Origin of the sequence: Bacillus sp. RCC_6_1 (genome assembly GCF_041360755.1) — a bacterium.
GTDB lineage: Bacteria > Bacillota > Bacilli > Bacillales > Bacillaceae_G > Bacillus_A > Bacillus_A cereus.
Genome location: NZ_JBFUPV010000025.1, coordinates 1 through 14,388 on the forward strand (window position 1 = coordinate 1; position 14,388 = coordinate 14,388).

Below are 14,388 nucleotides of genomic sequence, written 5' to 3' on the forward strand. Positions count from 1 at the left end.
TTATAGAACGAACGATTTTAATCTAGTTCCAGATAATAAACGATAAAAAGATTAAAACGTTTAAACAGCAAGCTTTACGTTTCGTTCGTATTTTTTCTTTATTGATAAAAACCGTTAGAAAAAGAAAAATTTGTGGGCGAAATGTGGGCAAAAATAATAAATACGACAAAAGAGCACAGCGTGTATATACAGTGCTACCAACACTATATATACCGTCCACCTGATTAGGCCAGGTAAACACTTGCTATACTCTCATGACATATTGTACATCATGTAGGGTTTCTTAAGCAACGTTTGCCAAATTGGTGACGTTGCTTTTTTGTTCATCAAAGGAGCCGTTATAATGAAAAACCGTATTGATGTTATAGCAAGTAAAGAGTCATTTCATAATTTATCACCATTTATAGAATTAGAAGAACTAAACAAAACTGTACGTGCGTACAGAGACTCTATCCGTATGCTTATTAAGCGTACCGATGTACAATCTAAACTCATTACATTACTTGAAATTCTAAAACGCCACAGTTGCAAATATGTAGGTGTTAGTTTCCTGTGCAAAAACAGAATAGCTGAAAAAATGGAAGTTTCATATAAAACTATCCAACGTTTAATGAAGAAACTTGTGGATCTAGAGATGATTAAACAGGTAGCAATGAAACGTAAAAAAGATATGCTTCAAACTTCTAACGCTATTATTATTCAACCTTTCGTGGAAGAAGTGTCCGACAAGACACAAGGTGAAAGTCCTACAAAGTGTCCTACCATTAAAACAAAACCTGTTTCCTTAAAACAAAAAATTAAAGATATAAACAAACGTAATAGTAATGAGAATAACACTACACCGAAGGAAAACATTAAAGACGCTAATTTCGTAGCACATTGGGTGCCAGAACGTTTTATTTCTTTAGTTAACTCTTTTTACAGTGAATCTAAAACAATTCAAGAACTGTGGAAGGTCGTAAGACAGTGTAATAAAATTGTTAACCATACAACAGGTGATACAGCATTTACTAAAGAACAAGAGTTAACTATTGGCTTAAAAGCTATTAAAGAATTTGTTATGAAAATTAAATCCGGAGTAAAAATGAAAAAGGGTAAATTCGCTTATTTCAACGGGATTGTAAACAACTTAATGGACAAGTTCTACTTCGATAAAGAATTTATGGCCATATAAAAAAACACCTAGCTAAATTAACTAGGCGTTTCGATTTTCAAAATATCCATGAATTGAATTTTATGTATTGCATTCGGTCCATCACTCACTACAATTCTATTCAGTTGTTGTTCCAGTTTGATTATTTTACCTTGGATAACATCTGGTTCTTTATATTTTCGATACACAGTAAATACTAATTCTGTATCATCTTGTACTGCCAATTGAATTAATTCAGCAGCCTCTTGTTGTTCGAATTCATCCATGTATGGTCTAGGTTCTTTTTTAGTAGCCTTTTTCTTTGGTGGTTTTGGAATTGCTGTTGACAAATGACCTCACCTCATTATTTATTTTTAAGCATATTGATAGTTATTTCTTACTTTATCAACAGAAAGTATATTAGCTACTTTCAGCATTCTAACTTGTTGTTTTTGCATGCAATACACTAATACACGATCTTCATATATCTTTCTAACAATCACAGTTCTTTGAGAGAAATCTCCTGAACCGTTTAAATAAATTAATTCAATTGGTAGTTTTTGATTGAACGAGCATTTAAGTAAATGATTCATAAGATGACCTCCAAAAGAACATTTGTTTGTATAAATTATAGAACAAACGTTCTTTTTCGTCAATAAATTACAAACGCACATTTACAGTTGTTGCATGAAATTGGTATGATTTAGGTATAATTTCATAGGAGGTTTTTTAATGAGTTATGATACTATTGCATCACTACAACGCATGCAACAATTACAGCAATCGGAGGCTGCCGCTGGAAAGAGAATTGTCTTGCAACGAATGTTTACGGGATTAGACATAATGTTGTTTATTATAGCGTTTATCTTAGGTATTCCGACTTTCTCGATATCTTGCATATTATTTTTAATCTATTATTTCTCAATAACTAAAACATATTTAGTGAAAAATTTGGCTACTGGTGAAAAATTTAGAGTTAGCAAACAAGATTACAAGCAATATAAAAAGGAATTTAAAGCGAAGGAAAAAGAAGTTAGAAAAATTTCTGATCTATAATTGGATTTTAAGGACGGTACATATTAAATGAAAAAGAATTCTAAATTTATGACAATTACTCGTTCAATCTTCAATGCTTTTCGTTTACTTAGTAAAATCATTAATCCTATATTAAAAGCATTATCTAAAAGTAAATTTTAATTGCGTAGAAATAGAAAAGCCGTCCAACAGGACGGCTCTTTTTGTTTGCAAAACTATTCTTTTGTTATCTTAAGCTTGCACTTGATATACTTCGCAATACCATCCTTTATAGTCTTTGAAATACCATGTGATAGCGCCTAATTTATTACGGTCATCAACTGGTTCACACTGTAGATAGAAAATACCATCTGCTTCATAAACTAAGTTACCCTTCACTTTGAATTCAGCGAGTTTATCCATAATTTCTTGAGCTAAATTAACTCCTAATCCGCCTGATTTCATTGTCCATTTCATATTATTACCTCCACCGTTATATGCATTTTGTACTCTTTCAATGAAGCTATTCCATCGTCCTTCATCAAGCATACGATGAGGACAATACTTTCCACTCCATGATTGGTGTGTGCGAACTTTACTAATTGGAATATTGTACTGTTTCATTAGTTGAGCTACAACGATAGCTGCATTGTCTTCCGCTTTATAATATCTATCTCCACCGCTTAAAGAGTAGCAAATTTCAACCCCAATAGATTTACGATTACCATTCCCGTTACCGTCGCCAGTATGCCAGGCGTTACGCTCTAAAGGAATTCCTTGTACAGCCTCCTTATCATCTACCGCGATATGAAACGATACTTGATTATCATTGCGAATCATATAAGATACTTCATTTTCTGCTGTAGCGTCGTTGTACGTATTGTGAACTGTAATGAATTCTGGATTCATTGTATACGGACACTTTGTACCATATTTACTTGGGTCAACTAATTTTTTTCTAATTTCCATTATTGAACATCTCCCTTTTTCTCTTCTTGTTTTTGTTTTCCACCTAAAACTTCAACTGCATTTGTTAATGCTGAAGGTAAGGGGATTCCCATACGACCAGCGTTTTCTAAAAGTGAAAGTAACTCATTACCCATGAAGAAGAAAATAGTCGCTTCACGAATTGCGCTGTTACTTCCCAGTGCTGAATCTAGTTGAGCGGCCGCTCCGACCAAAAGAAAAAGCACCACCTTTTTGGCGATGCCTTTGAAACCAACTTTACTTTTTAATTCTCCGTTATATCCTGCTGCAATCATGCCAGTTAAATAATCAATAACTGCCATCGTCAATAAGATTTTCAATGTTGCATCCCATCCTCCCCAAAAATACCCACAGAAGCCACCAAAAGTGGCAATAAAAGTTTTTAATAGTACATCAATACGATCCACATTCTTTCCTCCTTTTCAAAATAAAAAAGACCAGCTATTGCTGCTCCTGCTCTGTTTGTGTGTTATTTTCATTAGTTGGTGTTGGCGGTTCTTGAGATGGATAATTCCCTGTAAGTGATGTATAACACTCTAAACAAATATTCTTTTTCGCAAACCCCATATCCAGTGCGTACAGACGAGCTCCACGTTTACATATTTCGCATCTTGTTGCAATACGGAAATATATCGTTCCATCCGTTTCCCCCCACACCTCTACTTTATTAGCGCCATATAAACCGGCATTGTTTAGCATATCAAAAGGAATTCGCACAAATACTCCGTTTTCGTTTCTTTCTGAATCTACTAACCTACCAGCAAACGGAGCACCTTGCCCCGCTTGTAAGGGATAACCTTGTAAATCCTTGTAATCATCCATACATTTTCCTCCTAAACGTTAGGTAGCTTGTACCATTGTCCTCCCATTCCCATAAAATAAAACCCATAGCCTTGACCGCCATCAAAGAAACGAATGGATCCAGCTTGGCCCATTTTATTACGCCCTAAATTTATTCCCTGCGTTAGAATAGGTTGATTTACGAATACATCCTTTTCAGTACTTATATCAAAGGTCTGCCCATGAGCAGCTGGTCCTATGTTATTATTTACGCTGCCTATAGCAATTTGATTAAACGGTTGAAGACCATCGGCTCTTTCTGCAGCTGCTCGATCCCAGTTATACATGCAAGCATAGTTACCACTAACCAATGTTATCCCTGAAACACAAACAGCTTTACCAGCAGAAACTTGCGCATTTGCAGCTGTAATTTTAACTACAATCATGTGTTCTTGTGGATTGTAATTGTTAGGAACAGTAAACGTGAAATTATACCTTCTAATTTCACCATAAAATGTAGATGGCTCTGGAAAATCTTTATATATTTCGTGCCAAATTTTATAACTCACTTCATCCAATGGTGTAACAAAACATACCTGCAATCGTGGTTTTGCAGTTGTACGCACACCGTTAATCTGTGCGGTTCTATAATGTGCTGACAATGTATAAGAGTTTCCTGGATGAATCCCGTTTTGAACCTTTGTTTCTGGATAATTATACGTGTCGACACGGACTGCATTTACCATTTGTTCATAGTTAAATATAAAAGTGTTATTTTCTATCACTACACCGTTTCCTTGTACTTTCCAAGGTAGGCCATATCCAGCACCAAACCCCTGATAATTTGGGTTACCTATGTTCAATTTTGGAACACTAGAAAAATCATGATCGGCTATTAAATTTCGTTTTGGCATAACGGTTGTTTTCGTTCCCCATTCATCTTCAAAAAGGAAGTCTAACATTTTAATAGTAACGCCGTTTTTATCGATGGTAATTTTATCGCCATTAACTTTGATGATATTCGTATCAATACCCTTTGCAGTTAACCATTTCACCATTGTATCGGCATTAATGTCCAGTTTTGCAGCATTGATTGTAATTTTCCCAGGAGACATATTGATTGCAGTAACGATACCATCCTTTAAAATCTGTGCAAGGATTCCGTCATCTAATACCTGTAACTTAGATTCCGTTTTCTTTACATAGGCATTATAAGTCTCATTTATAAACGTTTCTTGTTTTCCAGAGATAATTGAAACGCCTTTTTCAGTAGCACTAATACTTCTTTCTAATTCAGTAACTTTTTGATTGTATTTTTCGGTAGCTACTTTATTAGCGATATCTTCCATCATTTTATCAACATCAGTTTGATCTTTCGGATGTAACCAAAATTCTGTAGCTATAGTGCCACGTTGTAACATAGGTGCAGCACACCATAAACGTCCATTTCTTGTAACGTAATAACGCCATCTCACAAACGCTGCATTGGCAGGTGCTTTATCTGTACATACAGCACGAACCCACGTATTATTTACAACCTTGATATTCGTTCTAGCTGTTTTAACACGAGTTTTTTTGTCAGCCGTCCACCATTCAATTTCAATAAATGCACCACCACTATCAATAGGTGTTTTCCCATCAGTATTGAAATAACCTGATGCAACAAAATCTTCGTTAACCTGGCACTCAATGAATTGACTTGTAAGTCCCCACCAACGATCTTGAGTCTGGCCAGTAACGGTAATTGAAAATGTATTCATACCTTTGTATTTTAAGTTGGTATCAACAGAGCCAGTAGCCCCACTACCACTATTCCAAAACCAATATTTCTGTCCTAACTTAAAGTCCGCATCACGCAACTCGTTAACAGTACCTAAACCACCTACATAATCCTCAACATCTTTCTTTTTCATTGCTAGTTTCAATTCTTCAGAGTGTTGCTGTATCGTTGTAGTAGCCTGAGTTAATGTTTTTCCTTGCTCAGTTTGTGTTTCCTGTAATTTCTTAACACTTGCAGTTGTTCCTTCTGCATTCTTTTCTACAGTGTTAACACGTTCATTAAAAGAGGTTTGTGTTTTTTCTACAGTTTTAATACTTTCTTTAATACCATCCACACTTTTTTCAATCTCGGTGGTTTTCTTAGTGAATTCATCGGATGTAACTTGATCTTGGTAAGCTCGTTTGTATCCTGTCGCGATATTACCTCTTTCTATCTGCACGTTTTTGAAGTTAAGCCATGTGCCATTTGACGTTACTACGCGTCCGAAATAAATACGAAACATAATAGAAGTTGTGTCATTAGGGATTTTGAATGTGAAACTTCTTCTCTTCCAAGTCTTCAATTCTTTGTAAATTTCACCAACAAGTGCTCGCCAGTCGTTACCCTCGGCATTCATTGCGTAGAACATTTCAAAGTGATAATCGACTGACTCACAATTGATATCAGCAGAGATAGTTACTTCTTTACCAGGTTCTAAACCGTGTAATGATTTCTCGTAACCGCCAATTTGGTAAAATGCATCTGTGTGTCTGTTACATTTAATAGCAAGATGTTTTTCGTAGTATCGAATATCATCAACACCACCAACTTGACTTTCTCCTGACTGGTCAAACATTCGAGGTTTTTCATTGTCACAAGATGAATTGATAACAAGGTTGTTAACTCCAACATCAATATTCTCAACTTTACTATTAATTTGTTCCATTCGTTCTTTGGTACGTCCAGCTTCTGTTTTAATTTCAGTTGTAACTTTGATAAATTCGTTACTGTCTGCCTGGTCTTCAGGTGCAGGTCTCCACGGATAAACTTTTTTAGTTAGCGATAGCATAGGTGAAGTTTGTTGGTATAAAGCACCTTTAGGTATTGATTCAGCTTCGAATCTATATACAACATTTGGATCAGTGGCATCAGAGCCGACTGGAATTGTTACCGAAACCCTTTTCCATTCTCCATTAACTGTTGTTTTACCAGCACTGTTAGGAAAGAATACTTGTGTAGATTCCCCGCCTATCATTCTAGCTGTTACAGAAAATGTTACAGTGTCGCCAATTTTTATTTTCCCTTGCTTAATTAATTCACTGGGTTTAACGGCGATACCTTGCCATTCTGTATCTGTTTGCGCTATAGCATTTCCGTTGTACGTGTCTTTGATGACAGAAAGGCGCCCACCTTTTAAAGATAACTCTTCGTTAGTTGTTAACGTCTTAGTTCCTCTTACAAGGTTGATAACATCACCATCAAGGTTATTTACATTTTTTTCGATTCGTTCGATGGTTTGCTTTGTTCCATTTGCATCTTGTTCCACTTGATTTAACTTTTGAATTGTTTGTGATGACGTTTTGTTGATTTGTTCAATAGAACTGGAAATACCATTAATATTTTGTTCTGTCTTTACTACACGATCTGTAATACCGTTTTGATCTTTTTTGATATCGGATACAGTACTTTGTAGCCCTTCAACGCCTTTTGTAGTCTCAATGATCGTTTTGTTCATATCTTCTTGAGTACCTTGTATACGTGTGAGAGTTTCTTTAGTTGCCTCGTCACTTTCTTCAAGCGTCTTAGTTACCTGACTGACTCTTTCTTGTTCCCCTTTAACAGCATTGAAGTCTTTTTGTAGATTGTCCGCTTTCGTTTCAGCTTCTTTAACCCTAGCATCTAGCTTTTCTGCACTAGCATTAATCTCTTTTGTCACCTGCTCCAACGTATCTTTCTTAATTGCTTCCACATCAGGAATAAGGAGCTCCCAATCTTTACCGTTCCACACTTTTAAAATACCAGGTTTACCATTGCTAATATCTCGCCATAATGTTTTACCTACTATAAGATTATCGGTCGGTGGATTTTTAGCTTCAATAATATTCACCGTATTATTTTTTAGATTTTCCTGGACCTTTTCAGCAAGTTCCTTGGCTGTTTGAGATTCTTTTTGAGCTTGTTCAGCTGTCCCTTTCGCTTCTTCTGCTAACTTTTCTAGTTGTTCTAATAATTCTTTATTGGCTTTATTACCTAAAGAAGCAAGCACTCTATTGTATAATTTTCGCATTTCTTCATTCGGATCGGTAATTTCACGATAGTCACCAAATATATATTTATCTTGTGAAGGGTCTGTAAATGATTCATCACCAGCGATTGCCCGTGCTTCTAAATAAAGTTTCGGTGTAAATCCTGTATCTTTTATTCGGATTATATCCCCTTCATTAATCAGCTCATGAGCTAGTCCAAATACACGACCGATACTTTGTGCATTTACTTCATAAGAAACAGATGAATTAACGCGTTTCTTTATCTCTGTTTTCATAAGAGTCATTAAACGTTGTGGTGTTATATCTTGCTCTGTCTCTGGTGTATAGAATCCAAATTTATGTTGTCCTCGTTCATTCCATCGCTGGAATGCATCATTGTCTACAAGATAAGGAATTCCATTATTAATACTAGAGATGGTTATAAAGTCTCCACCTTCTTTTTTTACAAAACCTAATAGGGCTGTACAGATGTTTTGGGAATTCTCAATTCGTTTGATACCCATCAAATCTTTACCAAGAGTTACTTCTTTGCCTGTATCATGTCCTCGTTTTTTCACCATATCTACATAACGACCAACAATTTGAGACCCTACAACTTCCGCGCGATATTGAATTTCTAAATCGAATAAGGAAGCAATGTCTTTTAAAAATTTCAGTGGATCTATGAATTCATCAATCGTCATAGTGTGGAAGCCAGCGTATTCTGTTTTCCCCCTTTTCCACTTCGTACCCACAAGAGCTATATCGATAAACTCATTGACTGTTTTACCTACAATCTTCTGTGGATTGATAATGCCAGCTTTCGCGAGTTGAATCCATTCACCAGATGCATAAGCAATGACTGATCTATCATCTGAATCTTTTTCAGCTTCAGTAATTACATATGGAACAATGCGACCATCACGAACTTCTTTTAAAACTAAATTTTGCTGCATGAGTGTCACTGCATGATCTGTATTATCAAACACTTTAAACTCTAATGTATCAATGTTATTTTTTATCTCCCAATGTCGTTTATCGTCCCAATAATCTTTTGGTTGTATATTGGAAACAATTTGACTCGTTTTAAAATCAACAACATGTAAGATTCCACTTGGTGTCCTCATCTAAATCGCTCCCTATATGTTACTTTGGCTGTTCCAACAGTTGAAGGCATGATTTCTAGTTTATTCGAACCCTTATGAATAACAGGATAATCACTAAATATATCTTTTAGATTAATAGCACTTTTACCATTTATCGTTACAAGACTTCGCTCAGTATCAATAACTACTTTGTCACCAACATCAAAGATATAAGAAGGATTATTTTGTGTATTCATGTTAACCTTCCAAATTTTCAAATCGTCAATAGACATTTGGGAACAAAACATGTTGTTAGAGAACTGAGAAATGCTGATTTGTACTTGAGTGACTTGATTCATATTCACGTTATTTTCATCAAACCAAACAACGAACCTTTCAGCATCATCGATTTCAGTGCCTAATATAAACTTAGAAATATATGCTTCCCATCTATTACCGGTCCTGGCGAGCCATAATCGCCCTCTAAAATTAGACCAAGTATCTGGATGATCTCCATGTTCATTAATTAAAACTTGCCCACCAGGTTTCTTACTGTTACCCACACTAGCAAATCCACTGTTTTGCTCCGCTTCCCATTGGACATCACTCATTGATATACGGGCTACATAATCGCTATTTTCATCAAGAAGACCGATTTCCACACGCCCCATTTGATCCCAATGATAACTATTAATGTGTACATAAGCTTGCATGATAAAATCCTGTAATGGTCCTTGTGGAATATTCTTTTTGGCTATGCAACCATGCCATCCTTTTACTGTAGGTTCACCTAGATACTCGGCCATAAAACGGTATCCATCTGATTTAAACTTTCCTCCACCAGTCATGTCCTCAGTTTTAGGTACATCCGTCCATCCTATGGTTGTTCCCATCTCGTCCCATAACACACGTTGATTTCTTTCAACTGGAACTTGGTCTGCTTTTAATGGATATCCAATGCGAAAATAATTCGTTTCATTCCATACATCAAGAAACGTGGAAGGCTTCGTCACTTCAACCTCTATAATTGGATTAGATTCTACACTTCCTTTGTTTTGAACATTTGCTATTAACCCGCTTGTACCTGTTTGAAAATCTACTGTTCGAGTAGGTCCTAATTTATATGGCATTGGACAAATGAACTTAATTGTTCCTATTCCAAGTGTTACAAATTCATCTGGATCAAAGCTATCTTCCACAACTGCTAAATATGTTCTATTTGGTTCTACATCAAAAATAAGTTCTGCTGGTTGGTCTGTGATTAACCATTCTGCAATTTCTTCTTTCATAGTTTCCAAATCTGAACCCTCAGGGACTATAATTCCTACAGGAATAGATAAAACACGCATTTCCGTTTGGGTGTTTAATAGTCTTGATCCTGTATATCCTGGGACACTTAGAAAATTCCTTTTCACCGGTGCCCACGCTGGTCTTTTCCATCCCTTTTCTATTTGAACAAAATCTTTGCGTATGTTGTTAAATGTAAAAGAACTCATACTGTCACCCCATTTCTTTATAAAATAAAAGAAACCCAAACCTAAAAGTCTGAGTTTCTTTTTGCTTCTCTATCTTGATACTCGGTTGTATAACGATACGTACCGCGTGCAACGTCTCTTCCTTCTAAACTAACAGGTACTTCCACAATTAAATCACCACCAAGCATTGGAATTACTCCACCACCTGATGAACCAAAAGAGTTATTAATGACTTGATTTGATACACTGTTTGTCATAGCTTGTCTGCTGTTTGACATATTCCCATACACACCACTCATAACCGTTTTTAATCCTACTAATTGGTTTGCAGAATTAGCCATCATACGGCTCATATCGCTCATTAGTTGATTTATTTCCCCCGGTATAGCAAATTGTTGTCGTGGCATGGCTGCTACGATTCCTGCGCCAATATCTCCGAGTGTCTTTTTATTCAATGGTAAAACCGCTTCTTTGCCGGCTTCTCCTGCACCTTGTAGATTGCCACCATTCATTCCAAATATAGTCGGTTTAGTGAAGATACCACCTTTTGCGCGCCAATCTATATTGAGTCCAGAAGGGAATGTAATATCCTTCCCTAAAATATTTTTCGTACTAGTTTGCAAGCTAAAGTGTGGAAGAGGTGGCATTTCAGGTTTAGGAATTTTTAACTTCAAGTCACTAAAGAAGCTCTTGATCTTCCCAATAAATTTTTCTACACTGTCAACTGCATCTTTAATTGGATCAATAATAAAACGTTTAGCTGCTTCAAATTTTTCTTGAGCTGCATTCTTTACAGAATCAAATTTTTCCCGCGCTGTGTTGTACATATCATTGAATTTCTCTTTTGCAGAATTATAAGCTGAAATAATCGGTTCGACGATGTATGTGTAAACCATCTTCCAAGCTTCAAGTGTATACCCTTTTATTTTCGCCCAAATTCCTAACATCCAATTGGATAAATCATTTAACTTTTCTTTTGTTGTGTTCCACAATTCCTGAACAGGCTGAATGACATATTGTTTTACTAAATTCCATGCTGCAGAAGTATATGATTTAACTGTTTCCCATTTCGAATTTAGCCAAGAAACTAAATCGCCAAACTTTTCTTTTACTAAGTTCCAAGTATCTATGACAGGTTGAATAATATATTGCTTAAATAGTCCCCAAGCAATTTGCGCCATAGCTTTTGCAATTTCCCATTGTGTACCAAGCCAAGTGACCATTTCACTGATTTGTGTACTTACCCAGTCGTAAGCTTCCTGGATTGGCTGGATAATGTATTGACAGATTGCTGCCCATGCAATTTGTGCACCTGCCTGTATTAACAACCAACCAGCTTCTAAAACGGTAGAAACTGCTGAAATAATTGGATCTAAAACAGTAAGAATTGTATCCCATGTTTCTTGCCACGCCTGCGTTAGTGTTCCCCACAATTCAGACGCTGTTTCAACTAAAGAAGACCACCAAGAGGAAGCTGTTTCCACAATTCCGGACCATAAACTACTAAAGAATTCACCTATCGGATCAAAGAAACTATGCATCATTTCAGTGAATGAGGCCCAAGCTCCAGAAAAGAATTCAACAATAGAATTCCAGGTAGTACTACATATTTCACCTATACTTGTCCACAAATCACTGAAAAATTGACCTATTGGATCAAAGAATGAATGCATTGTTTCTAAAAATGAATTCCATGCATCACTAGATGATTGAACGATACCGTCCCAAAGCTCTATCAAGTATTCCTTAATAGAATTCCACATATCTATAGTCCACTGTTTTATAGAATCCCAATTTTGATAAATAGCAATTCCTAGAGCTACTATAGCTGCGATAATAATAGGGACAATAGCAACTATGCCTAGTGCGGCGGCGGCTCCGATTTCAAATACACCCATGACAGCTATAACTATTGGTGCAATTGCCATAAGTGCCCCTGAAATTACCCCAATAGCCGTTGCAACTGCTGCTAATGTCGCTGCTAATTCTGGATTATTAGAAATCCAATCAGCAATACTAGCAACAACATCAGCAATCACTCCTAGTATAGGTTCAAGAGCCATTTTTAAATCTTCCATTGCCTTTTGAAACTTAACTGCTGGATTTGCATCCATTTTTTTTATGGATTCATTCAATTTCTCCTGATTCTTTTGGAAGTCTACGGTTTTTTCTGAAGCTCTTATTAAAGTATTAGTTAGATTTTGCCCTTGGTCCTCAAACATAGTGGCTAGAACTTTAACCCCTACTTGATTCTTTTTAACAGGATCTTCTATTCCTTCTATTGCTTTAGCTACTTCTACCATTGCTTTTGAACCATCACTTCCACCTTTAGCGACTGCTGCCCCCCATTTTTCTATTTGTTCAGTTGCAATACCAGAACCATCAAGTGCTTCTTTTAAAGCTTTGTCAGCTCCTTGTGCGAATTCATTTAATTGAATCCTACCTTCTTTCAGTCCGTCTAAAAGATTGTCGATATTCCAACTACCGGTTTCAACGCCAGCTTCCATAATTGCTTGGACTTCTTCAGCTTTAAAGCCTGCACGAGTCAACTGACTCCCGTATTCGGCAATGATATCTAATTGCTCTGGTGGAAATCCCATTTTTAACAATGCATCCGTCATAGATAAAGCGTGTTCTTGAGATATTCCTAATTCATTACCTATTTCATAGGTTTCTTGAATTAATTCAGTAAAATCAATCCCTTCATAAGATTGAGCTATAACTGCTGCACTTTTTGCCATTGATGCATTTGCTTGGTCACTTATATCTTTATTTAAAGCCCATTGTCTTCTAACACCTTCTAAAGCCGCTTCTCCATCCACACCATATGCCGTAATTCCTCTTACAGCTTCTTCTACTGATTTTTTCGAAGACTCTGGGACCTCAAAAGTAATATCAATCTTTGTTTTTAACTTTGACATATCCATCGCTTTTTCAATAGCTGTTGCAATTCCGCCACCAGCTGCTAATCCACCAATAACGTTTTCTAATCCTACTTGTAGTCCTTCAAACTTCTTCTCGGTTCTACCCGCTTCTTGTTGTAATTCTCTTAACTCATTTTGTACTTGCCGTATGGAGTTTCCAGCATCCACAGATCGAAGAGCTCTTTGTAATTTTTCAATATCAGCTTCTGTACCTAATGCCTCACGACCAATAATTCCAATCGCTTGCTCTAACTGACGACTTGTAGCTGTTCCATTTCGAATTGCATTCACAAGACGATTCCCTAATGCTCCTGCAAAATCATCAACGCTTTTTCCTGTAGCTCTAAACAATGTTTCTAATTGTCTTGTGGAACTCGCTACATTCTCTTGCTCAGCTTTCATGTTTCCTAGTTTATTTTTAAGACCATTAAGTGACCCTTCTGTAAATTCAATCTCACGCCTGAATGCACGATATTGTTCTTCAGAAATTTTACCGTTTTGAAATTGAGCTTGTACTTGTTGTTCCGCTGCCTTCAATTTATCCAGTTTTTGCGTTGTATTTTCTATTTGTTGTGTAAGTAATTTTTGTTTTTGAGAAAGTGCCTCAATATTCCCAGGGTCAAATTTTAAAAGGCGCTCAATATCCTTTAACTCTTTAGCTACATCATTACTTTGTTTATTTACATCTTTTAAAGCATTTTGTAACGGCTGAGTATTACCACCAATTTCTATCGTAATCCCTTTAATTCTCCCTGCCATTTTCTCACCCCTTTCTTAGAATGAATCGAAGTCTTTTTGATTTGCTTTTCTAACTTTTTCTTTATCTGGATTCTCTAGCTCAGCAAATTCAGCAATGTAATCAAAGCAATCACCGATTGTCATATCTTCTAAATCCCAGCTTGTTAATTTCGCTTTATAACAAAGAGCAAGAAACAGTTCAGTAGTAAATTCCTCATCACTGAATGTCCCTTGCTCTCCATTATTTT

Annotated in this window: 10 protein-coding genes; 2 read left to right on the plus strand and 8 right to left on the minus strand. The window is 36.2% G+C overall.

Annotated elements, in window-relative coordinates:
- Window positions 1-343: 343 nt before the first annotated feature.
- Entirely contained in the window at window positions 344-1,174 is an 831-nt protein-coding gene (locus tag AB6801_RS30420; RefSeq protein ID WP_370941355.1) for a helix-turn-helix domain-containing protein, read from the plus strand.
- A 17-nt stretch (window positions 1,175-1,191) separates the two neighbouring features.
- Here the strand turns inward: AB6801_RS30420 and AB6801_RS30425 are convergent, their stop codons facing one another.
- On the minus strand, window positions 1,192-1,482 hold the full coding sequence (locus AB6801_RS30425) for a YolD-like family protein (protein WP_000100788.1): 291 nt from the start codon (window positions 1,480-1,482) through the stop codon (window positions 1,192-1,194).
- A gap of 24 nt (window positions 1,483-1,506) precedes the next feature.
- Complete coding sequence (locus AB6801_RS30430) at window positions 1,507-1,725, minus strand: hypothetical protein (protein ID WP_242300672.1); 219 nt, start codon at window positions 1,723-1,725, stop codon at window positions 1,507-1,509.
- Window positions 1,726-1,864: 139 nt separating this feature from the next.
- On the opposite strand from AB6801_RS30430, the gene AB6801_RS30435 reads away from it, so the two are divergent.
- Entirely contained in the window at window positions 1,865-2,188 is a 324-nt protein-coding gene (locus AB6801_RS30435) for a hypothetical protein (protein ID WP_370941356.1), read from the plus strand.
- 210 nt (window positions 2,189-2,398) lie between these two features.
- Here the strand turns inward: AB6801_RS30435 and AB6801_RS30440 are convergent, their stop codons facing one another.
- Genes AB6801_RS30440 through AB6801_RS30465 form a run of 6 tightly spaced genes read right to left on the minus strand, consistent with a single transcriptional unit; the run spans window position 2,399 to window position 14,161 of the window.
- Window positions 2,399-3,115 carry a peptidoglycan recognition protein family protein gene (locus AB6801_RS30440; RefSeq protein WP_097919524.1) on the minus strand — a complete coding sequence of 239 codons (717 nt, stop codon included), beginning with the start codon at window positions 3,113-3,115 and terminating at the stop codon, window positions 2,399-2,401.
- Complete coding sequence (locus tag AB6801_RS30445; RefSeq protein ID WP_370941357.1) at window positions 3,115-3,540, minus strand: phage holin family protein; 426 nt, start codon at window positions 3,538-3,540, stop codon at window positions 3,115-3,117. Before AB6801_RS30445 ends, AB6801_RS30440 begins: the two co-directional genes overlap by 1 nt.
- A gap of 34 nt (window positions 3,541-3,574) precedes the next feature.
- Window positions 3,575-3,955 carry a hypothetical protein gene (locus AB6801_RS30450; protein ID WP_086385679.1) on the minus strand — a complete coding sequence of 127 codons (381 nt, stop codon included), beginning with the start codon at window positions 3,953-3,955 and terminating at the stop codon, window positions 3,575-3,577.
- Window positions 3,956-3,966: 11 nt separating this feature from the next.
- Window positions 3,967-9,045 (minus strand): phage tail spike protein, encoded by a 5,079-nt coding sequence (locus tag AB6801_RS30455; protein ID WP_370941359.1) that lies wholly within the window; start codon window positions 9,043-9,045, stop codon window positions 3,967-3,969.
- Window positions 9,042-10,499: a distal tail protein Dit gene (locus AB6801_RS30460; RefSeq protein ID WP_370941360.1), complete on the minus strand. Its 1,458-nt coding sequence runs from the start codon at window positions 10,497-10,499 to the stop codon at window positions 9,042-9,044. Before AB6801_RS30460 ends, AB6801_RS30455 begins: the two co-directional genes overlap by 4 nt.
- Window positions 10,500-10,540: 41 nt before the next feature.
- Entirely contained in the window at window positions 10,541-14,161 is a 3,621-nt protein-coding gene (locus AB6801_RS30465) for a DUF2207 domain-containing protein (RefSeq protein ID WP_370941361.1), read from the minus strand.
- Window positions 14,162-14,388: the final 227 nt, after the last annotated feature.